This window comes from Paenibacillus sp. S02 (genome assembly GCF_019454065.1).
In the GTDB taxonomy this organism is placed as follows: domain Bacteria; phylum Bacillota; class Bacilli; order Paenibacillales; family Paenibacillaceae; genus Paenibacillus; species Paenibacillus polymyxa_B.
This window is the reverse complement of the sequence record NZ_CP073682.1, coordinates 3,295,707-3,317,424: the sequence shown is the minus strand read 5'-3', so window position 1 is coordinate 3,317,424 and position 21,718 is coordinate 3,295,707. Positions and strand designations below refer to the sequence as shown.

22 protein-coding genes and 4 pseudogenes are annotated in these 21,718 nt (G+C 41.1%); 18 read left to right on the top strand and 8 right to left on the bottom strand.

What is annotated here, in order from left to right:
• Positions 1 to 303 precede the first annotated feature (303 nt).
• The gene (locus KAI36_RS14590; protein ID WP_220025250.1) at positions 304 to 1,209 is read right to left on the bottom strand and encodes an EamA family transporter; all 906 of its coding nucleotides are present in this window, start codon (positions 1,207 to 1,209) and stop codon (positions 304 to 306) included.
• A gap of 606 nt (positions 1,210 to 1,815) precedes the next feature.
• On the opposite strand from KAI36_RS14590, the gene KAI36_RS27600 reads away from it, so the two are divergent.
• The 9 genes and pseudogenes from KAI36_RS27600 to KAI36_RS27590 all read left to right on the top strand — a co-directional run.
• Positions 1,816 to 1,968: a PTS transporter subunit EIIB gene (locus KAI36_RS27600; protein WP_346730183.1), complete on the top strand. Its 153-nt coding sequence runs from the start codon at positions 1,816 to 1,818 to the stop codon at positions 1,966 to 1,968.
• Positions 1,969 to 2,175: 207 nt separating this feature from the next.
• Positions 2,176 to 2,325, top strand: a pseudogene (locus KAI36_RS27730) (hypothetical protein); the annotation flags it as partial.
• Positions 2,270 to 2,831, top strand: a pseudogene (locus KAI36_RS14580) (PTS sugar transporter subunit IIA). The pseudogenes KAI36_RS27730 and KAI36_RS14580, both read left to right, overlap by 56 nt.
• Before the next feature lie 22 nt (positions 2,832 to 2,853).
• Positions 2,854 to 4,302, top strand: coding sequence for a 6-phospho-beta-glucosidase (locus KAI36_RS14575; RefSeq protein WP_220025249.1), 1,449 nt, complete (start codon positions 2,854 to 2,856; stop codon positions 4,300 to 4,302).
• Between the two features lie 53 nt (positions 4,303 to 4,355).
• Complete coding sequence (locus KAI36_RS27330) at positions 4,356 to 4,478, top strand: hypothetical protein (protein ID WP_258382174.1); 123 nt, start codon at positions 4,356 to 4,358, stop codon at positions 4,476 to 4,478.
• Positions 4,479 to 4,615: 137 nt separating this feature from the next.
• Positions 4,616 to 5,128, top strand: a complete 513-nt coding sequence (locus tag KAI36_RS14570; protein WP_258382173.1) for a hypothetical protein — start codon at positions 4,616 to 4,618, stop codon at positions 5,126 to 5,128.
• A 278-nt stretch (positions 5,129 to 5,406) separates the two neighbouring features.
• A complete protein-coding gene (locus KAI36_RS14565; protein ID WP_220025248.1) occupies positions 5,407 to 5,964 on the top strand; it encodes a Kelch repeat-containing protein in 558 nt (185 codons plus the stop codon).
• Positions 5,936 to 6,016, top strand: a pseudogene (locus KAI36_RS27595) (hypothetical protein); the annotation flags it as partial. The gene KAI36_RS14565 and the pseudogene KAI36_RS27595, both read left to right, overlap by 29 nt.
• A gap of 75 nt (positions 6,017 to 6,091) precedes the next feature.
• Positions 6,092 to 6,490: pseudogene (locus KAI36_RS27590) on the top strand (kelch repeat-containing protein); the annotation flags it as partial.
• Positions 6,491 to 6,547: 57 nt separating this feature from the next.
• Here the strand turns inward: KAI36_RS27590 and KAI36_RS14555 are convergent.
• Positions 6,548 to 6,874 (bottom strand): hypothetical protein, encoded by a 327-nt coding sequence (locus KAI36_RS14555; protein WP_220025246.1) that lies wholly within the window; start codon positions 6,872 to 6,874, stop codon positions 6,548 to 6,550.
• Positions 6,875 to 7,761: 887 nt separating this feature from the next.
• On the opposite strand from KAI36_RS14555, the gene KAI36_RS14550 reads away from it, so the two are divergent.
• Both KAI36_RS14550 and KAI36_RS14545 read left to right on the top strand, forming a co-directional pair.
• The gene (locus tag KAI36_RS14550; RefSeq protein ID WP_258297025.1) at positions 7,762 to 7,899 is read left to right on the top strand and encodes a hypothetical protein; all 138 of its coding nucleotides are present in this window, start codon (positions 7,762 to 7,764) and stop codon (positions 7,897 to 7,899) included.
• A gap of 682 nt (positions 7,900 to 8,581) precedes the next feature.
• Positions 8,582 to 8,689, top strand: a complete 108-nt coding sequence (locus KAI36_RS14545; protein ID WP_209942547.1) for a YjcZ family sporulation protein — start codon at positions 8,582 to 8,584, stop codon at positions 8,687 to 8,689.
• A gap of 855 nt (positions 8,690 to 9,544) precedes the next feature.
• Here KAI36_RS14545 and KAI36_RS14540 read toward each other — a convergent pair.
• From KAI36_RS14540 to lexA, 5 genes are all read right to left on the bottom strand, one after another.
• Positions 9,545 to 10,036 carry a PLAT/LH2 domain-containing protein gene (locus KAI36_RS14540; protein WP_023989006.1) on the bottom strand — a complete coding sequence of 164 codons (492 nt, stop codon included), beginning with the start codon at positions 10,034 to 10,036 and terminating at the stop codon, positions 9,545 to 9,547.
• A 698-nt stretch (positions 10,037 to 10,734) separates the two neighbouring features.
• Complete coding sequence (locus KAI36_RS14535; RefSeq protein ID WP_220025245.1) at positions 10,735 to 10,875, bottom strand: hypothetical protein; 141 nt, start codon at positions 10,873 to 10,875, stop codon at positions 10,735 to 10,737.
• Between the two features lie 41 nt (positions 10,876 to 10,916).
• Positions 10,917 to 11,081 carry a hypothetical protein gene (locus KAI36_RS14530; RefSeq protein ID WP_013310546.1) on the bottom strand — a complete coding sequence of 55 codons (165 nt, stop codon included), beginning with the start codon at positions 11,079 to 11,081 and terminating at the stop codon, positions 10,917 to 10,919.
• 236 nt (positions 11,082 to 11,317) lie between these two features.
• The gene (locus tag KAI36_RS14525; protein WP_025724116.1) at positions 11,318 to 11,620 is read right to left on the bottom strand and encodes a hypothetical protein; all 303 of its coding nucleotides are present in this window, start codon (positions 11,618 to 11,620) and stop codon (positions 11,318 to 11,320) included.
• A gap of 274 nt (positions 11,621 to 11,894) precedes the next feature.
• The gene (gene lexA, locus KAI36_RS14520; RefSeq protein ID WP_013310545.1) at positions 11,895 to 12,521 is read right to left on the bottom strand and encodes a transcriptional repressor LexA; all 627 of its coding nucleotides are present in this window, start codon (positions 12,519 to 12,521) and stop codon (positions 11,895 to 11,897) included.
• A 188-nt stretch (positions 12,522 to 12,709) separates the two neighbouring features.
• Between lexA and KAI36_RS14515 the strand changes: the two genes are divergently transcribed.
• From KAI36_RS14515 to KAI36_RS14500, 4 genes are all read left to right on the top strand, one after another.
• A complete protein-coding gene (locus KAI36_RS14515) occupies positions 12,710 to 13,078 on the top strand; it encodes a LysM peptidoglycan-binding domain-containing protein (protein ID WP_025724117.1) in 369 nt (122 codons plus the stop codon).
• Between the two features lie 108 nt (positions 13,079 to 13,186).
• Complete coding sequence (locus KAI36_RS14510) at positions 13,187 to 13,393, top strand: DUF896 domain-containing protein (protein ID WP_013310543.1); 207 nt, start codon at positions 13,187 to 13,189, stop codon at positions 13,391 to 13,393.
• 120 nt (positions 13,394 to 13,513) lie between these two features.
• On the top strand, positions 13,514 to 14,023 hold the full coding sequence (locus tag KAI36_RS14505) for a hypothetical protein (RefSeq protein ID WP_025724118.1): 510 nt from the start codon (positions 13,514 to 13,516) through the stop codon (positions 14,021 to 14,023).
• A gap of 155 nt (positions 14,024 to 14,178) precedes the next feature.
• On the top strand, positions 14,179 to 14,973 hold the full coding sequence (locus tag KAI36_RS14500; RefSeq protein ID WP_197032081.1) for an HAD family hydrolase: 795 nt from the start codon (positions 14,179 to 14,181) through the stop codon (positions 14,971 to 14,973).
• A 101-nt stretch (positions 14,974 to 15,074) separates the two neighbouring features.
• Here the strand turns inward: KAI36_RS14500 and KAI36_RS14495 are convergent, their stop codons facing one another.
• Positions 15,075 to 15,617, bottom strand: a complete 543-nt coding sequence (locus KAI36_RS14495) for a 1,2-dihydroxy-3-keto-5-methylthiopentene dioxygenase (protein WP_220025244.1) — start codon at positions 15,615 to 15,617, stop codon at positions 15,075 to 15,077.
• A 281-nt stretch (positions 15,618 to 15,898) separates the two neighbouring features.
• On the opposite strand from KAI36_RS14495, the gene metH reads away from it, so the two are divergent.
• From metH to KAI36_RS14480, 3 genes are all read left to right on the top strand, one after another.
• Positions 15,899 to 19,339, top strand: coding sequence for a methionine synthase (gene metH, locus KAI36_RS14490; RefSeq protein WP_220025243.1), 3,441 nt, complete (start codon positions 15,899 to 15,901; stop codon positions 19,337 to 19,339).
• A gap of 79 nt (positions 19,340 to 19,418) precedes the next feature.
• Positions 19,419 to 20,348 carry a ribonuclease Z gene (gene rnz / locus KAI36_RS14485; RefSeq protein WP_220025242.1) on the top strand — a complete coding sequence of 310 codons (930 nt, stop codon included), beginning with the start codon at positions 19,419 to 19,421 and terminating at the stop codon, positions 20,346 to 20,348.
• Between the two features lie 464 nt (positions 20,349 to 20,812).
• Positions 20,813 to 21,661, top strand: coding sequence for a TIGR01457 family HAD-type hydrolase (locus tag KAI36_RS14480; protein WP_220025241.1), 849 nt, complete (start codon positions 20,813 to 20,815; stop codon positions 21,659 to 21,661).
• Positions 21,662 to 21,718: the final 57 nt, after the last annotated feature.

Sequence of the window (21,718 nt, the reverse complement as noted above, 5' to 3'; positions counted from 1 at the left end):
GATAATAAAAACAGAAAACATACGAGTTTGGAAAATTTGGGGAGCTATATTTGAAACTGAGGAATCTAATCCTGCGAAAAAAAATTTAACCTTTCAAACATGAAAAACAGGTTTAGCCATATATTCAAAAAGGACCGATAGGTCCTTTTTTGTTTGAACAGAGCGGGTGAATCTTCTAAGACTATGATTTTGAAATCTGGGATGAGCGTTATAAGCCCCCGCATTTTACACATCGTTGTAAATGCTTCAAATCTTATTCTGAAATCATTGTCCATCTAACCTATTAAAATTATAGATATCTTGTTATGCTGTGTTCTTCTTCACTAAAGTCTGTGGTCTTGATCCTCTGTGTCTTATGTTGCTAAATGCGATGCCACATAAAATGATGATAACACCGATCCATTGAGACCAGCCTACAAATTCTCCTAATACAAGAGAAGACATAATAACGGCCATGGGTAATTCAGATGCAGTCATAATTGTACCCATTCCTGAACCAATATGTGGCATACCTATGGAGTACAAAAGCGGAGGCAGCACTACTCCGAATCCCCCGAGGACTAATCCAAAAGGACTCAATCCTGCCAGCACATCGAGGTTAAATAAGAAGGTTGGCGGAAATACCACAAAAACAGTAATAACAGCTCCGGTTGAAAGAAGGGCGCTTTTCAGTATGGGCGAAGTTTCTTTCGCAACAGTACCACTGAGGAAAACAAATAAAGCGAATGTTGAAGCAGCCAATAGCCCCCAAATCGTTCCTTGCCACGAGAGCGAGAGATCACCTTGAGAAAAAATGTTTGCCGCCAAAACCGAGCCGATGAGCAGTATTCCAATCGAGATAAGTTTACCCCGGGTTGGTTTTTTCTTCTGGAGAACCCATTCGTATAGTGTCCCAATCCAAACAAACTGAAATAAAAGGACGATAGCCAGGGAAGCATTTATGGTCTGTAGCGATTGATAATAAAACATACCTGTCAGTCCAAATGGAATTCCGGATAGAAGGAGTTTTGTAACCTGCTTGTACGTAAGGTTTTTCTTTTTTACAAAAATTACAAACATCCAGCTCAAAACTGCACCAAAGAAATACTGCGCACCAGTTACCTCTGGTGTTGAAAAACCAGCGTTATATGCCAGTTTAACAAATGTGGAAAGTATCCCGTAACAACAACCTCCCAAGAAAACAATAACTGCATAATGCCACAACTTCATGAACAATCCTCCTTTTTTGAATACAAAAAAGCCACACAAATGCGTAAAGGCACTCGTGTGGCGAAAATAGAGATGACTCTCTAGAAAAATCCACATCCATCGGGTTTTAGTATTTCGTTCATTTCGGTATCAGTATAAAAGCAAAGGTTTGTTCTTGTCAATAATCTGATTCGGAGAGAATCAGGATGAAATCTAAATTAGGTCAAAGCGACAGTAACAGTTAAATACAAAGTAATGTGATTAAATAGCAATCAAGCCCAAATTATTTTTTAATTATTTGGGCCAAAATTACTTCATATATGAAATGTAAGAATGTTCATGTGAATTCCTCTCTACAAGTTAAATTCCAGAGAAAAAAACCTTGCATTTTCAAAAAAGAGTGTTTTATTATTGTCCGCAAAGGGAGCTTGTACATCAACTGGATTGTGACTGTTCAATCAGGCAATACCATTTCTGGCCAGAAAAGACGTACCTTCAGCTAACTTTCACAAAATTTGAGGCCTGTGACAAATCGGAAATCGCTAACACAGCCTTACAGGATTGTAACCGTCGCAGGGCAAAACCTGGATCGCTAAACTTCCAGCATGGTGATGTTGCCTAAGATCTATGCACGGGGGTAGCTATTCAGTTTTTTTGATGCAAAGTCACAGCCAGAGAGGAAGAGCATTCATGAACTATGACCAGTTGGCCAAGGAGATTTTGTCTCGAGTTGGCGGTGTTGAAAACGTTACCAGCGTTGTTCATTGTGTAACACGATAGCGCTTTCAATTGAAGGACGAAGAATTGGCTAAAACGGAAGAATTAAAAAATTTGTCTGGGGTCATTACGGTTATGCAAAGTGGGGGGCAATACCAAGTTGTGATTGGGAACGAAGTTCCGGATGTGCATAAAGCCATAACAAAAATCGGAAAATGGTCTTCGGATGATGAAGAGACATTAAATTCCAATGACGAAAAAACATCCAAAGGAAAAATCTTCAATCGTTTTATTGATATGATATCAGGTGTTTTTCAGCCATTGCTTGGTCTGTTGGCTGCGACAGGAATGATTAAAGGATTCAATGAACTGTTTTTGTCTTTCGGTTGGATTACTGAAACATCTGGGACGTATCAATTGTCTTGACCTACTTCATTGGTTTAAAGATCCAACAGAAACAATGTCAACAAATATGGGCGACAAACAAGAACCCATTCCCAACATAAGTAAATTGAATGACCAACCATTTGAAATTGTTAGTCCGATGACCGGTACTGTTGTTAGACTCCAAGATATTAAAGGCGAGACTTTTGCAGGAGAGCATATGGGTAAAGGGATAGCCATCCGCCCCACGAATGGACGTGTCGTATCCCCAGTGAACGGCATTGTACAAACGATTTACCGTACTAAACATGCCATTGGTCTCATTAGTGATGACGGGGTAGAAATACTCATTCATATCGGACAAGATACGTGTTCAGGTCGGTGATGTCATTGTAGAGTTCGACTTGCAGGCGATCCTGGATGCCGGGTATGAAACGGTAACTCCCATTGTAGTCACGAATACGTCTACGTATCACGACATTGTAGGGACCAAAAATGACATGGTTAATGAAAAAGAACATTTAATCAAAGTATATGTATAGAAAAATAGGGAGGTACGTGGAAATGTTTAATGAAATCACTAAATTCCCGGATAATTTTCTGTGGGGTGGTGCTACAGCGGCGAATCAAATTGAGGGAGCTTACCTGGTTGATGGTAAGGGACTGACGACCATTGATTTGATGCCGACGGGGCCCAAACGTAAACAGGTTTCGACTGGCAACTTAAATTCATTTGTACCCGAGGAAGGCGAGTTTTATCCTTCACATGAAGCTATCGATTTTTATCATCGTTATAAAGAGGATATCGCGCTTTTTGCTGAAATGGGTTTCAAATCATTTCGAATGTCGATCTCCTGGGCCCGTATCTTTCCCAATGGTGACGATATAACTCCAAATGAAGCAGGATTGCAATTTTACGATGACGTGTTTGATGAACTTCTGAAGTACAATATTGAGCCTGTCGTTACGATTTGTCACTTTGATTTACCCGTGAACTTGGCGAAAACGTATGGCGGCTGGAAAAACCGAATCATGATTGAACTATTTGAAAAATACTCTAAAACACTGTTTGAACGCTATAAAAATAAAGTGAAATACTGGATGACATTCAATGAAATTAATATGTTATTGCATCTTCCTTATACAGGAGCGGGCATTATTTTTGAAGAAGGCGAGGACAAACAACAAGTTCTGTATCAAGCAGTGCATCATGAACTGGTTGCAAGTGCACTGGCAGTCAAGGCTTGTCATGAAATCATTCTTAACGCCATGATGGGATGTATGTTGGCGGCTGGAAATGTGTATCCATACAGTAGCAATCCGGAAGATTACTGGGAAGTAATGAAAATGGAGCGTGATTCATACTTCTTGATTGATGTGCAGTCCAAAGGGGAGTATCCCGGTTATGCCAAACGCTTTTTCATCGAGAATGGAATTCAGCTACAGCTTGAGCCTGAAGATTTGGAGATTTTGAAGACATATACTGTGGATTACATCGGTTTCAGCTATTATTCGAGCCGTTGTACCAATGCTGATCCTGAAATTCTGAAAAATTTTACGGATGGGAATGTGTTTGGTTCCGTAATCAATCCTTACTTGGCAACCTCCGAGTGGGGATGGACGATTGATCCAAAAGGCATGCGTATTACCTGCAACCAGTTGCATGAAAGGTACAACAAACCATTGTTTATCGTTGAGAACGGACTTGGTGCGCAAGATACTCTTATGGACAACGATACCATTGAAGACGATTACCGCATCTCGTATTTGGATCTTCACTTTGCAGAGATTGCTGAAGCAATAAAAGATGGGGTGGATATTATAGGGTACACAAGTTGGGGGCCGATTGATCTTGTGAGTAACGGTACCGGCGAAATGAAAAAGCGATATGGTTACATCTATGTGGACAAAAACAATGACGGTTCTGGCACGCTTAGAAGAATTAGAAAGAAAAGTTTTCATTGGTACAAAGACGTCATTGCGAGTAATGGAGCAAAGTACTTTCAGAAATAATCACTTTATCTGTAATGGACCACATAATCTTAAATTTTTGAAACTGCTGCAAATTGAATTTGTTTGTATATATCACCAAGTTTAGTGGCTTTGGTGTAGTACAGCCGTTGGGCGAGGATTTGATAGATATTGTGGACTACGGCGCAGTTGGAGAAGATTACACCGGAGTTAATTAAGATTAACGGATTTTATTTCTTTCGTGAGCAGTTTAGATTTAGAGTAGACGTGAAAAAGGACACTTAATCAAATGTGTATTTTTCATGTCAGACAAAGCTCCCCTTACTTTGACAGTCATTAAGCTGTATGTTTATTAATGAGTATTAAAAGAAGGAGAGGACAAAAAAATGAGAATGAAATTAGGAAGGAAAGCTACTTTATGTTTTCCACAATCGCTCTCTTGTTTTCAGTTATTGCTCCGTTGTCAGCTTCTGCAGATGCAGCAACTGTAACTCTTGACACTTACAAAAATTTTTCAAATCAAGAAATAGTTTTATCACAATCAGTAATATTTAAAGATGACACGGCATATACAGATGTATCTGTTACAGTGAAAAGAGTGAAATTTTCAATTAATGGTTTGGAAAATCCTTTTAATGCTAATTATTATAATCGATTGGCCTGGACAAGCGATGAAAAGACACCGAGTATAGAAAATACGTTATCAGTAAAAATTGCCCCAAAAACAGGGAGTCTTTACGGTTCCAGTAGCTATGAGAACCTTTCTCTGATAAAACAAAAAATCAACTCTGATTCCAAAGTATATGGATGGATTCAATTAGAATCAAAAGAGTGGGCTAAAGCAGGATCAGCTATAATTAAATATTAAAAAATCCTTAACGTATGAAGTAAGTGAATACTCAAAATAAAACAAAAATCTCTGCTAACCTTAATTGGTCGCCAGAGATTTTTCGTTGATCAGTTTGAATTTAGAGTAGATGTGAAAGGCTCAACCAGCTAAATGGTATGAGTCTTTTTTATACCCATTAAAAAATAAATATGCAAATATTTAGATTATATTTATAGGTCAGCAAGTTTATGTTTAGATAGGTTTTTAAGAATGATTTATCTTGGTAATAGTTTAATATATTGCTAGGAGGAGATCGAGTGATAAGTAAAATTAAAGCATTATGGAGTATTTTAATTGTAGCGATAGTGTTCTTGAATATGTCAGCTATAGAGGTAAAAGCAGAAGCTGTAAGCGATGAATGGTCGATTAAAACGACTATAGAAAATCCTAAGGCGGTAAGTGCTGTTTCTGAATTGAATGGCAAGATATATATTTTCGGTGGTTCTTCAGGATCAAACCCATATAAGGATGTTCAAATTTATGATCCGAAAAATAATATATGGGCCTCAGGAAGTAGCATGCCTACGGCTCGTTCTACAGCAACTTCCGTTGTTTATGGAAATGATATTTATGTTATTGGTGGCTATACAGGTAATGCCTTTAGCTGGACAGGAGGCTCCTCAGTAAATAATGTTGAAGTTTACAATACCCAGACAGATACATGGAGTGTTAGGAAAGCTATGCCGCAGGCTTTAGGTTCGTTGACAAGTGTTTTGCATAAGGGAAAGATTTATGTGTTTGGTGGGATGACAACAAATACGCGTTCAGTTGCTACTGTCCAAGTATATGATCCGGGCTGTCATTTATTCCAATAAAGTATTTGCTATTGCTGGAAAAACTGAAGCAGGTGGACGTAGTTATGAACTTAATACAGTAGAATCCTTTGATTTTGATCAGAATAAATGGTCTCCTGAGGCTAGCTTAAAGCAAGCTAGAAGTGGGGCTGGGGCTATAACATTAGGTGGACAAATTTACGTTATTGGAGGAAGTCAGAGTACATTGGCTAATTCTCCGGTTAATACTATAGAGATATTCGGGAAGATTGACAGTTCCACACCTGAGCCGACACCAACTCCCGAACCAACTGATCCATCTCTACCAACTGGGGACCGTGCAATTCTGGTGGTTACTATGACAACTGGTTTGGAAAAGGAGTTTGACCTAAGCATGAAAGAGGTCAATGACTTTATCTCATGGTATGAGGGCAAGCAGGCTGGTTCTGGATCGGCTTCATACGCCATTAATAAACACGATAATAATAAAGGTCCATTCAGCAGCCGAAAGGATTACATGCTATATGATCGTATCCTAACATTTGAAGTAAGTGAATATTCTAAATAAGTTTAAAAGCTCTGCTAACCTTAATTGGTCGGTAGAGCTTTTAACTGTTCACGTCTCTTATAATGTATCAAGGTATTCTTTCTGGGATTTGATAAAATCTTCAACACCATCATGATAGGTAAATCTACCGCCATTTTTATCAATAATCCAGTTGATCTTCTCGTCATTTAACAAGACTCCATACATGCAGTGATGAAGCAGTTCAATTTGCTTTTCATCCCTAATTCGGATCAAGTGTTTTTCTTGTTCGTCAATGAGGTACCATTTCGTTTCTGTTTCATCTACATCTACATCCGCATCCACATACAGTATTGATACCGACAAGGGAAATGGCCAGTCAAACCAATGTTCTCGCTTGTCTTCTCTATAACCTTCAAATGCCATGGTTATTTCCTCCTACTTGGATAATTTCCTGATTAGTTAAATGTATCTAACGTGCTGCGATTGTACGCTTTATGAAAACTGTTTTTTGGGAACTCGCAGCTATCCTCAGCCTTTGGTATCCTGGCACCAATGCGGTGAATGACCTGCCGTTTGAGGTTGGCACGAACTGCGATGCGTCTGTTTAGGCTGGGTTAATGGGGGGAGGTCCGAACTTTATTGTAAATCCCTCATTTGCTCAATTTGTAAAGGCAATGCTGGTTCAAGGGAGAATTTTCGGCAGCAGCTCCTTTTGACAATGGACGACGTAGGCTTTTAGGAATACACACATTAAATTTACTGCTGTTCTTGTCTTATCCTATTGGCTCAGGAATATCGCCCCCATATTCTTTCCATGGCTTTACGTGCGCCATCGTAAACTTCTGCAAAAGTTTAGTGTAACTTTGGCAACCGTCTATTCCGCTATTGTTGCATAATAGTTGTGTCCGCTTTCGTCGTTCATTGTTCTGATCTGTAAAGTATACGGAAACGCCGGGTAACAAAGAAGTTGAACGCTTTGTTACCAGATATCGAACGCTACTCCAATACTCTACAATAATTCTGCTGAGCGAAGACGGGTGCCCAACATGAAGGAACTGGAGATAAAGACAGGTAGCAGTGTAGTGGACATAAAGGTACGCGTTTGATGGCTGGCTTTGGGAAGAAGGGGACAACAAGAGCGATATGCGCTCTATATTGTAATCATAGAGGGCTGGGATGGTGACCAAAAGATCATTACATTTTCCTCGTCTAGAAATAGGCATTATACGGTATTAAACCTCCAATGATCTGGAGTTTATTTTTTGTACTCAGAATATAATTTGTGCATAACACATCAGGAGACTACATACATGTCAAAAAGACTCGAAGGTAATGGATTATGGGTAAGCAGCCGCATCGTCATACCGGAATATAAGGAAGCGTATTTAAAGCTCATGAAAGACCGTCAAAATACGGCCTTTTTGTCGTTGGGGATAAGATCAAAGTAACAAGCCAAGGTACTTGGAACTGGACAGAACGTTTAATATCGTAAGGCGAGCAGCCTGACCTTACATAAATTCTTTTGAAATATCACCAAATCGTTGCATAATCCGAAAGAATGGGTGATACCCTACTGGCATGCGCTGACGGGGTGTTTATTGTTTTGGAATATAGTAGAATTCATTAATTGAATCTTGAGGAGTGAAAAATATATACTCGAAGCCATAACTCAATGCAATTAAATTGAATTAAGGCAGATATAAAGAAGGACTCTATCAGCTAAATGCTGTAGGAGTCCTTCTTGTTGTTCTTTAGTTGTGGCAATAGTAAAAGTTCTTATCAGTGGCACCTTGCTGGATACGCTGGTAAGGTGTTTTTTTATTTACCTAGAAGTCCATCCCATAAACAAGACCTCGCATAGCCTGTGGAGTAAACAAAGGAGGCGTTACGTGTGAGAGGAATAGAAAGAGGCTACGAAGAAACGGCCGGGAAGATTTGGACATCGATAGCTGCTGTCTTGGCACTCTTCATTTTGTTGGTAATCATCTTGAAATTAATTCTTTTATAAAGATTATTAGGCTCTACCGGTTTATCTGGGTGTGAGCCTTTGTTTTGTTTACCTGCATGCCCTATCAATGAACGTATTTATACATATATTAAGGTGAACGACAAATAAAGGAGGTTTAAGACATGGGTGCATATGAAGGTACAGGTGGCGGCGGTGTATGGACTTCTACAGCGGCAATTTTAGTGCTCTTTATTCTCTTAGTTATCATCACTAAATCACTTTGGGTTTAATTTGTGAAAAGAACTGTTGGGTAATACCACTTCACTCATGGATGGCAAATAGTTGAACTCAATGAGCGCATAAGCTATTTGGCAATAGCCACAGTATTCGCTTCTCTTTTGGCGAATACTTGGTGGATTTCCTGCCATAATAGATTTGCGCTTATTGTATTTTGTAAGAAGGGGAATGTTTCATAGAATGGGTACAATCCTTCCTAATACCTAAATTTAATCTCAGATAGGGCCTTATTAGTTTGCAACAATAACTGGTATGAGTCTTTTATTTGCGATAATACGCACGATACTTTGCACATCTTTCAGTATAGTATTAAGAAGATTTAATATACTTTGGAGGTGTCCTATGATAGAGGATTGGCTTGAGGGTTAATTGTTTTTACTGGCAGCTATTGAGGATGAGATTATTGTGAAAATACAAGAGAGTAATGTAACTTTTGATCATAAGTACAAAGTGGTAAAGTAGGATACCGAACTGTTCGCAGCTGCGTTAAGTCAGGTAGATGGAAATGATAATCCAATATTCGAAAATGTACATGATCTACTTAAAAGTATTGGGGCTAGAAGAGACATGCTAAATCGAAAAAATTAGGTGTTGTGATTTGATGCTTGAATTCTTTTTAAAGCTATGATTTTCTTAGTAGATTCAATATACTTTTCCAGCGGTTATTTCTTAGCTTTTGTTTATATGGCAAATTTACATAACATTTTTCCCATTAGTGAGTTTATTATTAAAATTGATTCTTGAGATGGGGTTATAATTACGGCGATACAATTTTAGTAGGATTATTCATCCAAAACAAAAAGACTCTATCCAAATATCGACAGAGTCTTTTGTATGAATATTTGTTTTTAGGATGGAAAAAGTGTTTCGGAATCTGCCGAACCGCCGTCACCAAGCCAACGGTTAGGACCTGCAAATGAGAAAGTTTTTCCGTTTCCAGATATTTTGACATTAGCGATTTTCCAACCTGGTTTATAGCCAGATCCATCAGTTCTAATAGTAATTTTTCTGATGTCACCTAGGTTACTAGTGCTGATTCTTGTTGTATCGGAATCTCCTTGTTCAAAGCTACCATTGAGTGTAGCGGTAGCATAATCTCCATTAGAACCATACAGAGTTATAGAGATGTTCGAGTCTGTTCCGGCATCTTTGAGATTGGCCGTATTTACAGTAACGACATATTCAACATTAGCAAAAGGCGTAACAGACTCTATACTTCTATTTGAGTCTTGTAATGAACTATAAGTGTCACTTGTGACCTGATCTGCAAAAGAAGGTGCAGCAAAAGCTACAGATGAGATAAGCATTGCTACTGATGCTAGTAAAGATACTTTTTTCATTAAATTGTTACCACCTTTCTAGTATTTGTATTTAATGTTATACATGTGTAATGTATTTGTACATAGTTCATTGGTTGTGAAGAGAAATTTTTTCTTGTCTTTGTTTGTTGTATTTTATCTTTATGTGTCGGATATTAGCTTTCTAATAATCATGTAAGGGTATGATTATTTAGAGAAGGATTTTTTGCGCTTATCCAGAATGAATTGTCGAGGTGACCAACATGAATCATACATATGAAGTGTTGATCCAATATCGAATTGTTTTCAGCTGCATTAAGTCAGATAAGAGCATCTGTAGTCCAGCCGCTGAGTAGGATATGATGGAGGTTGTGGAATACGGTGGTGGGCAAGTGGGGCCTTATAAAGTTTTAAATTAAAAAATTGAGCAAACAATGCAGCAACGTACAAACCATAGATGGATTTACAGCCGGAATACTTAAGTTAAAAAAGCTGAAGCAAGTTTAGGGCTGTAGGTGTGATCAGTTGTACACAAAGTATTTGAGTCAAGAATGCTGCTGCTTTTGACTGGGTACTATTTCGCTTCTGTTTTAGCCAGTGGAAGCATAGTTGAATATGTCGATGGTATTTAAAAGGAAGGCAACTGAATTTAGCAGTTCTATGGGATTTAGGAGTTGGGTGTATCGTTTAACACAAAAAAAGCAGGAAGAATCCTTCCCGCTTTTGCTTGAAAACGATTATTAACGTCTGCGTTGTCTATCATTTACGCTAAACAGATTAACAGCCAGTGCGTTACCTCTTGCACGCGCAGTGGCTCTTTGAGTGGAACGGATGTTTAATCTTCTTCTTCTCAAATCACGTTTGCAATGTCTTCTGCTCATATTATCACCTCCCTTCAAAGAAATGAAGGTGCGGTTAAATCTTAGTGGCGTTTATGCTTACGCTTGGAAATTTTGATATTCAAGGCATTGGTTGCTAGTGCATTTCCGCTTCCTGTTTTAGCAGCTGCGGCTTGAAAGACTTTAACGACCAGATATCTGTTTTTCCCGATGCGATGCTTATACGTTTTAACTCTATTTCTGATCATCTGCATATCTCCTTTGCTTAGTTCTGCTATATACATATGTCAATTGTGATAGTAATGTATCAGCATAAATCTATTAAAAGCAAAAAGAAGCTAGTACCTATATTCCTAATGGTTAATAAAAAAACTCATGCGAACCTGTCTTCGCCTTTTCAACTTTACGTTGCAGGAGAATGTTACAGGCAGGTCGGCATGAGTCTAATAGTATAGATAAAGATAATAGGCAGTTAGTATGAAAATTATTTACTATTAAGAGTGTTAAGTTTTTTCTCGTAGTACGCCTCTTGAGCAAGAATATGATTCAGTTGTTCAGAGAGCTGTTTATATTCTTGGCTGTCTTCTGGATAATTATTTCTTTCGAAAATTACAGCTTCGAGTTGCTTTTCTAAATACCTGAAATGGATAAGTATTTGTATGTACTGAATACGGTCGTAGGTTGTTATGTGTGAGTTCTCTTTTGCATACAAATGATCCATTGTTGGAACTACACAGCTTATGGCGATAAATATCACAACAAACGCTGAAATTACAAGTTTTTTCATTTAATTCCTCCTACAGAGCTATGAGTAGTTAATATACCATATTTATCTAAAACAAAAAAAGATCTATTAGTTTTGCCCATGACAGTATAGCTGCTCAAGATCAGTGGGGGATTATTTGAGATGAGGAGGCTGAATTTATAGTAGAAAAAATAGGAATAGGTTGCTGAAATGAAAAAATAGTTGTGAGATACATAATAGCAATACAAAACCGGCTTGCCCTAGGCAGCCGGTTTTGTATTAGTGGATAGATTAACGGGGAAGAAAGAACGAGAAATCAGTGGAAGTCCCGGAAGAGTCCTACAACCTTGCCCAAAATGCTGACGTGTGTCAGGCGAAGCGGTTCAAAGGCTGGATTTTCAGGTTGAAGCCGGATATGATCTTTTTCTTTGTAGAAGGTTTTAACTGTAGCTTCGTCTTCATCTGTCATAGCTACAACAATATCACCATTATCAGCGGTCTGCTGCTGACGTACGATTACATAGTCTCCGTTAGCAATCCCAGCCTCAATCATGCTTTCGCCTACAACAGATAACATGAATATTTTATCCTCACCAACAAAGTGTTGGGGAAGAGGAAAGTAATCTTCAATATTTTCTGTCGCCGTAATAGGAAGACCAGCGGTTACTTTGCCGACGACGGGGACACGACTAATGGAGTAATTAATCAAGTTGCTGTTATCCGATTCGTCTTGACCGAGTAACTCAATAGCCCGTGGTTTTGTAGGATCGCGGCGAATGAGTCCTTTTTTCTCTAAACGATCCAAATGACCATGAACCGTAGAACTGGAGGCTAATCCGACAGCCTCGCCTATTTCGCGTACAGAAGGGGGGTATCCCTTTAGACGCACTTCATTGCGGATAAATTCAAGAATGGCCTGCTGGCGGCTCGAAATCTTAGACATACCGTATCAACCCCATTTAGTAACGTTTGGGAAAATTATAGCATAGAACCTCCGTTCGTACAAACATAAGTTCTAAATAATCCCTGAAAATAATTGCGAACTTTTGTTCTCTTTTCTATTGAACAAAACAAACGTTCGTGTTATATTGTGAAAACATAAGAACAAACGTTTGGAGGACACAGCCAATGATGAAATATAGCACTTATCAAAGTATTTTTCCGATGAATTTAGAAAATTTACAGGAGACCCGAAAAGAGGGTAGGGCGCGTTTTATGCAGATTATTACCAATACTCTTTTACTTAAGCTTCTTATTATAGTGATTGTTGCTTGGATTGCAGGGGCAGGTGTAATTACGGTTTTCGCAGCACCTTCAGCTTCCAAAGAAGAAGTGACTAAACTGACCGTACAACCTGGGGATACGTTGTGGGAGATTGCCGCAAATCATAAACCGGAACGAATGGATACACGGGTATATATAGAAGGAATTGTGCGGATTAACGGTTTGGAGGATCGGGGAGTGCAGGCAGGTCAGGTACTCAAGCTTCCTAACTTCTGATCTATAGATTATTAGAGCTTGTCAGGGAGCGCAATACGGGAGCCTTGACAAGCTCTTTTCTACATGTCAAAGTGTATTATATCTTTGCTTTTATGGAGGGGACACAATTTGGATATAGACAGCTTGGTACAGCGCATTAATGAATTAGCGCGCAAAGCAAAATCCGAGGGTTTGACGGAAGAGGAAGCCACAGAGCGCGCCAATCTTCGGGAAATTTATTTAGGTAACATTCGCCGTAATTTTCGGCAGCAGCTTGAGACGATTGAATTTGTGGACGATGATACATCGAAAGGAAATGACGGGCTGAAGCATTAATGTTGTTAAAGCGCCCAAGCCTGCAATTTGCCTTTTGTTTTAGGTACCTTTCATGGTATCTATATAGATCAGCTTTGAGGCAATTGTTTTAATGTAATATATCTGGGAAGGAATTGAGAGATGGCCCGATCATTTGAAAGAAAAGTACGCAAAAACACAGCGCATTTAAATAAATCGCGCAAAAAGCAAGGCATTCAAACCATTAGCGGCGCAGGTTCTGCAATGGATATTTTCCGTGGCCGTAACATTACTGTGCCAATTATGCTGGCTGGTCTTTCTGTATTGTACATGCTTATGAGTTACTTTTTGACTAAGACCGGTATGCGAGGGATGGATTGGCTTGTATTCGGCCTGTACTTGATGCTGGCTGTTATCTTTTTTATCCGTCGTCCTTATCTGAAAGTGGGAAAGGATACTCTCTATATGCTGAAAGGTGGTAGAGAACGTCCAATGACGGCAGGGGACATGAAAGCCATCAAGATTGAAAAGGGTTACGTAACTGTTGAAAGAAAAGGTAAGGGCGGTAATTTTATTTTCACAAAATCATTAGGTCGCTATGACACGGATGCCATTGCAGAGCGACTTGAGAAGTTTGCGCTATCCAATCAGATACAGGTAGACAAGAAATAACTGATTTAGCCTGTAGCTCTGTAACAAAGGCCGTATGATGTTATTTCATATAACATGCTGCGGCCGCTTGCTTAATATGGGCACACATAACGATTCAAATGCTTAATCAAGCAAATAGGCGTACATATACTGTGGAAAGAGAGTGGATAATTCAGATGACGATTCAGGCGGTAATGTTTGATCTTGATGATACCCTTTTGTGGGATGAACGTAGTGTAGAAGAGGCATTTGATGCAGCGTGTCAAACAGGCTCCCGTGAAGCAGGTGTTGATCCAAAAACTCTTGAGGAAGCCGTACGTAAGGAAGCACGCGCTTTGTATGAATCCTATGAAACCTTTAGTTTTACTCAAATGATCGGCATTAATCCGTTTGAAGGATTGTGGGCGAATTTTACAGCAGGTGAGCAACCTGAATTCCGCCAATTGGAACAGTTGGCCCCTGTTTATCGAAAGGAATCATGGCGCAGAGGACTACAGCAACTAGGGATAGATAATGAGAAGTTGGCGGAAAAGCTGGCTACCCAATTTGCTTCGGAAAGACGTGCGCGTCCACATGTATATGAAGAAACGTTTGAAATTCTAGAACAATTGAAGGGACATTACAAGCTGTTATTGCTGACAAATGGCTCCCCTGATCTACAACAGGAGAAACTGGATGGAGTTCCTCAATTAGCTCCTTTCTTTGATCATGTAGTTATTTCAGGTTCATTTGGTCGAGGCAAGCCTGATCCGTCTATATTCCAGCATGCTTTGGGGCTTCTTGGTATTGAGCCTGAACATGCTTTAATGGTAGGAGATAAGCTGACGACTGATATTCAAGGAGCGTTGGCAGCAGGTGTACACTCGGTCTGGGTGAACCGAAACGCTAAAACCAATACCACAGAGATCAAGCCGAAGTTCCAGATCAAGCATCTGTCTGAATTGGACGGAATTATTCAATCGTTAAAGTAAGAAATCCATAGTCTTCAGAATCAAGTATTAAGAAAACTCCCTTCGCTCGATTGTTACAGAGCAGAGGGAGTTTTTTTATTCACACAAGGATAAATTCGTAATCATGCTTTAATGAAGGTTGGATCTTCATACGGTTCGGCAATCCAGCCATTTTCTTCGATGAACAAGCGGATTGCGACGATCTTTTGATTCTCCATTAAAGTGAAGAAGTGAGGTATATTTTCAGGTACGGAGATAACGTCCCCCGGTGAAAGCTCTACGTTAAAATAGCCGATCTCTTCAGGGCCTTTAATGATGAAGATGCCTTTACCAGCGACAATGGCACGGATTTCATCCTCGGTATGGGTGTGAATTTGCTCAAACTTGGCCAGTAGCTCGCCCAAATTCGGCGTTGCTTCAGATAAAGTGATAACGTCCCATATTTTATATCCGCGACGTGCGGCTAAATCCTTGATTTCGGGTTCAAATGTTTTGAGAACAGCGGCCTTTTGATCATCTGTTAAGGTAAAGTTCTCTTGCAGCTCCCCAGACAATTTGGAAGCATCCCAATGTTCATACAATATCTCGTGACTCTCCAGAAATTCACGTACTTGTTCTTCACCGCTAATTCTTTCATTCGTATTACGTATTAAGATTTCGGCCATATATATATTCCCTCTTTTCCACTTGGATTAATGTTGTATAAAGAATACCATGTCTTGAAACGTTGTACAATACAGGATTTCAACATTTTATAATGCAAATGACTATAGCTAAAGGATGCAGGGTTAAGTACGTTCTTTAATGCTACAAACTATAAAAATGAATTAGAGAAGTCGTTTTTACAAAGAACAACCTGTATAAAACGTATGTTTTTACTTCAATCTATCTAAATGATACGGTTTCTGCTAAACTAGGATTTAACGTTTTGCGGGGGTGAAGAAATTTGGATAAAGTTAGCTTGCAGGATGCATTACAACGAAGAATACTCCTTCTTGATGGGGCCATGGGCACCATGATTCAACAGGAAGACCTTTCCCCCGGTGATTTTGGTGGGGAAGAGCTGGAGGGCTGTAATGAAATGCTGGTCTTAACGAGACCGGATGTCATTCAAGGGATTCATGAAGCATACTTGAAGGCCGGAGCAGACCTAATTGAAACGAATACATTTGGAGCAACATCCGTCGTTTTGGCGGATTACGATATACCAGAACGTGCCCGTGAAATTAATCTAGTGGCGGCCAAACTGGCGCGTAACGCGGTGGATAAATACAGCACTGCGGACAAGCCTCGTTTTGTAGTAGGAGCTATGGGCCCAACCACGAAAACCTTGTCTGTCACAGGTGGGGTTACATTTGCTGAGCTGATTGACAGCTATCAAGAGCAGGCCTTGGCGCTTATTGAAGGCGGCGTCGATGTACTGCTATTGGAGACCTCACAGGATACACTTAACGTCAAAGCTGGAAGCATCGGAATTCGGCAGGCTTTTGAGCAGACAGGTATCGAGCTTCCGCTAATGATTTCAGGCACGATTGAGCCTATGGGAACGACGTTGGCTGGACAAAATATCGAATCCTTTTGCATCTCACTTGAACACTTACATCCAATTTCGATTGGATTGAATTGTGCTACAGGTCCAGAGTTTATGCGTGATCATATTCGCTCTCTGTCTGAAATGTCCTCTGCAGCTATTAGCTGTTATCCAAATGCGGGATTGCCCGATGAAAATGGCCAATACCATGAATCGCCTGATTCATTAGCACGTAAAATGGCTGCTTTCGCCGAAAAAGGCTGGTTGAATATTGCTGGGGGATGTTGTGGTACAACGCCTGAGCATATTCGAGTTATGAGTGAAAGTATGGCGCAGTTTGAGCCGCGTCCGCTGGTAGGTCATCATCCTCCTGCCGTATCGGGTATTGAGCCTGTATATATTGAACAGGACAATCGTCCGTATATGGTTGGTGAGCGAACGAATGTCCTGGGCTCCCGCAAATTCAAGCGTTTGATCGTGGAAGGCAAGTATGAAGAGGCATCTGAAATTGCCCGTGCTCAGGTAAAAAGCGGAGCGCATGTCATTGATATTTGTGTGCAGGACCCGGATCGCGATGAAATGACGGATATGGAAGCATTTTTGAAACTGGTTGTAAACAAGGTAAAGGTACCTTTGGTGATTGATACCACGGATATTAAAGTCATTGATAAAGCACTTCAATATTCGCAAGGCAAGGCAATTATTAACTCCATTAATTTGGAGGATGGTGAAGAGAAATTCGAGAAAATGGCTCCTCTTATTCATAAGTACGGCGCCGCTGTTGTTGTTGGAACAATTGATGAACGCGGACAGGCTATTTCACGTGAGGATAAGCTTGAGGTAGCTAAACGTTCTTATGATCTGTTGGTGAACCGTTACGGTTTGGCAGCGGAGGATTTAATTTTTGATACGCTCGTATTTCCAGTAGGAACAGGTGATGAGCAATATATCGGTTCAGCTAAGGAAACCATTGAGGGCATTCGCATTATTAAAGAAGCGCTTCCCGGGGTGCATACCATCCTGGGCATCAGTAACGTATCTTTTGGTTTGCCGGAAGCGGGTCGTGAAGTGCTCAATTCCGTCTATTTATATGAATGCACTAAAGCTGGTCTGGACTATGCGATTGTAAACACTGAGAAGCTTGAACGTTATGCATCCATTCCAGAGCATGAGCGGAAACTTGCGGAAGACTTGATCTATAAAACAAATGACGATACTTTATCCGCTTTTGTAGCAGCATTCCGTAATAAGAAAGTGGAGAAAAAAGAAAAGATATCAAACCTTTCGCTCGAAGAACGACTGGCTTCCTATGTAGTCGAGGGAAGTAAGGAGGGACTCATTCCAGATCTGGAGCAAGCGCTCGTGAAATATTCTTCGCTGGAGATTATTAACGGCCCGCTGATGAAGGGGATGGAGGAAGTAGGACGACTGTTTAACAATAACGAACTGATTGTTGCGGAGGTGCTGCAAAGCGCTGAAGTAATGAAGGCGTCCGTAGCCTATTTAGAGCCGTTCATGGAGAAGAATGAATCCTCAGTAAAAGGTAAGATTTTGTTGGCTACAGTCAAAGGTGATGTGCATGACATTGGTAAGAATCTGGTGGAGATTATTCTATCCAACAATGGTTACCATATCGTGAATCTGGGTATAAAAGTACCACCAGAACGCATTATTGAGGCTTACCGTGAAGAAAAGGCCGATATGATTGGCTTATCCGGACTGCTTGTTAAATCGGCACAACAAATGGTGCTGACCGCACAGGATTTGAAAAATGCGAATATTGATATTCCAATAATGGTTGGTGGTGCTGCTTTAACACGTAAGTTCACTAAAAATCGTATCCGTCCTGAGTATGATGGTCTGGTTGCCTATGCAAAGGATGCTATGGATGGGCTGGATATTGCCAACAAGCTTATGAATCCTGAGTCCCGCAAAAAAATGGCTGAGGACATGGAGGCTGAGCGGGAGGCTGAAGCGGCAATAGTCGTGGAAGCCAAGCCGCTCCCTAAGCTCACTCGAGCTGTGCGCTCTAACATTGCTCAGGATCTGCCCGTCTATATTCCACCAGATACGGATCGTCATGTACTGCGTAATTATCCACTGAATTATATTTTGCCTTACGTGAATATGCAGATGCTAATGGGGCATCATCTTGGTTTAAAAGGAAATGTTGAGCAGCTACTGGCTTCGGAAGATCCGAAAGCGATTCAGTTGAAGGAAACCGTGGACAGCATTATGTTTGAAGCTGTGACGGACGGAATCATCCAGGCACATGCTATGTATCGTTTCTTTCCAGCGCAGTCCCAAGGAAATCAAATTCTGATCTATGATCCGTCGGATGTGAGCAAGGTACTGCACACATTTACATTCCCGCGCCAGCAGGTAGAGCCTTATCTATGTCTGGCTGATTTCTTGAAATCAGTGGAATCCGGGGTTATGGACTATGTAGGTTTCATGGTCGTTACAGCTGGTCATGGGATTCAGCAGATATCTACCCAGTGGAAAGATAAAGGGGATTATCTGCGCTCGCATGCACTTCAAGCGGTAGCACTCGAAGTAGCAGAAGGGTTAGCGGAACGGCTTCACCATATTATCAGGGATAGCTGGGGGTTCCCAGACCCTGCCGATATGACAATGAAACAGCGACACGGTGCCAGATATCAAGGCATACGGGTATCCTTTGGTTATCCGGCATGTCCAGATCTGGAGGATCAGGGGCCGTTGTTCCAGTTGTTAAAACCTGAGGATATTGGCGTTGAGCTGACGGAAGGGTTTATGATGGAACCGGAGGCTTCTGTATCAGCCATGGTGTTCAGCCACCCTCAGGCGCAGTATTTTAACGTCGAAAAGGTTTAACACCTTTATCAGATGGGATAGCAAATACCCTCCGAGCTTCGGAGGTTTTTTGCTGGTCAGCAGGAAGAAGGTTAATGTTATGGAATTTTATTTTCTCGGTACAAATGCAGGGGTGCCTACGATTCAACGAAATGTAACGTCCATCGCTCTTCGTTTGCTGGAAGAACGAAGAAGCATGTGGCTGTTCGACTGCGGCGAAGGCACTCAACAAGAGGTATTGCGTTCGCCGCTCAAACTAAGCAGACTTGAAAAAATATTTATCACCCATTTGCATGGGGATCATCTTTTTGGTCTGCCGGGACTGCTGTCGAGCAGGGCGTATCAGGGGGGAACGACACCACTGACGGTATATGGGCCGCCTGGAATCCAGCAATATATCGAGCTATCTTTAGGGATCAGCCAATCGCGTATTAATTACCAACTACATATTGTGGAGCATACGGGCGGGGTTCTGTTTGATGACGGTCAATTCCGGGTGGAGTCAGCTTTGCTGGATCATCGGATCGACAGCTATGGCTACCGAATTGTAGAGATGGATAAGCCCGGTAAGCTTAACCAAGAGCTGTTGGAGCGATATGGTATTAAGCCCGGCCCGGTGTACGGTAAGTTAAAGCGTGGGGAAAGCGTGGAGGTAGAAGGTGGAGTTATTTTGCATCCTCAGGATGTACTGGGTTCGCCGAAAAAAGGGCGTATCATCACGATTTTAGGGGATACGAGACCTTGTCCGAATACGGTAGTGCTGGCTCAAGATGCAACTGTCGTCGTTCATGAAGCCACTTTTCTGCATGAACTGGCAGATACAGCATACGAGTATCATCATAGTACGGCGCTTCAAGCAGCGGAAGCTGCAAAAGCCGCAGGTGCGGGTCAGCTAATCATGACGCATTTTAGTTCTAGGTATAAAGATCAGGAGCAGCTTCAGCCATTGCTGGAGGAAGCGCGAAGCATATTTCCCAATTCATTGCTTGCGGAGCAGCATGTGTTGTTACCGGTACCCGATATCGGTTAATAAACGATTGGAGAAGATATGTTCATGGGTGCCGGGGCTTGCCCCGGTGCCTTTGTTTTTCACCCAAATTATTTTCCGGGAAAGCGCAGGATGCGACAAGAGATGAGAACCCGTACACGGTGGTGGGGGATGAATTTGTTCTACCACATATAGAGGCGTGTCATATTCGAGTTTCTATATATCGAATTTAAAGGATTTTATTTCTTGAGCATGTCCAGGAAATACAGTAGATTTCCTTTGAGGAAATAGCTCCTTCGATGGATTTCGACGAAGAAGTGAACTTATGTCATGTGAAAGCGACGGCTTTTAGCGAGGAATGGCGCCATTTTGGACGGTTTACCAGCAATTCATGGACTTGATAAGCATTTTTGACTTAAGATAGATGAGATGAATGGAGACGGCCGATTATTTTATGACCTGAATAATTAAGGTGGTTAAATAAGAAGGAGAACATCGTTCATGAGATGAATTATAATTTTCAATGCTATGATGTGAATGGATTTGAAGTGGGGGAGGGGATTGCGATAAAATCGTTACTAATTGATCTGGATGGAACACTTTATCATGGAAATCGGATGATCAAGGGTGCGGATCTGTTCATATCCCGATTGCGTACAGACCAGATACCTTATGCTTATGTTACAAACAATGCTTCACGTACACCCGAATCGGTGGCTGAGCATTTGGTTGGTATGGGAATTGAAGCGGCCAGCCATGAAGTATATACTTCGGCGTTAGCAGCTGCACAATATGTTGCACAGCAAAGTCCTGGAGCTCGTGTCTATTGTATTGGTGAAACAGGATTACGCGATGCACTCACAGGAGCCGGTTTGCAGCTTGTTGAGAACCATCCTGATTATGTGGTGCAGGGGATAGATCGTCAATTTACATATGATGCGCTGGCCGCTGCCATGCGTTGGATTCGGGAAGGAGCAACTTTTGTTTTGACAAACCCGGATCTCCAATTGCCTTCACATGATGGGCTAACGCCAGGTGCAGGTACGATTGGAGCTGCAATTGAAGCGGCTTCACAGGTAAAGCCTATTGTCATCGGCAAGCCTTCAAGCGTATTGATGAACTATGCGCTGAACCGCTTAAACATTAAGGCGGATGAAGCTCTGGTTGTGGGCGATAATATGCTTACAGATATTGCGGCAGGTGCAGCAGCAGGTTGTAAAACAGCTCTGATCCTGTCGGGCGTGACGACCCGCGCTAATATGGATGAACATGTGCGTACCGTTGGAGTGAAGCCTGACCTGATGTTTGAAAATCTCGCTGAACTGCAGGACTGGATGAAAGAAGAGCTGAAATAATAGAAAGTATATGTCTTACAAAACTTGCGAGAATTAAAAGCTATGTAGCTACGAAAG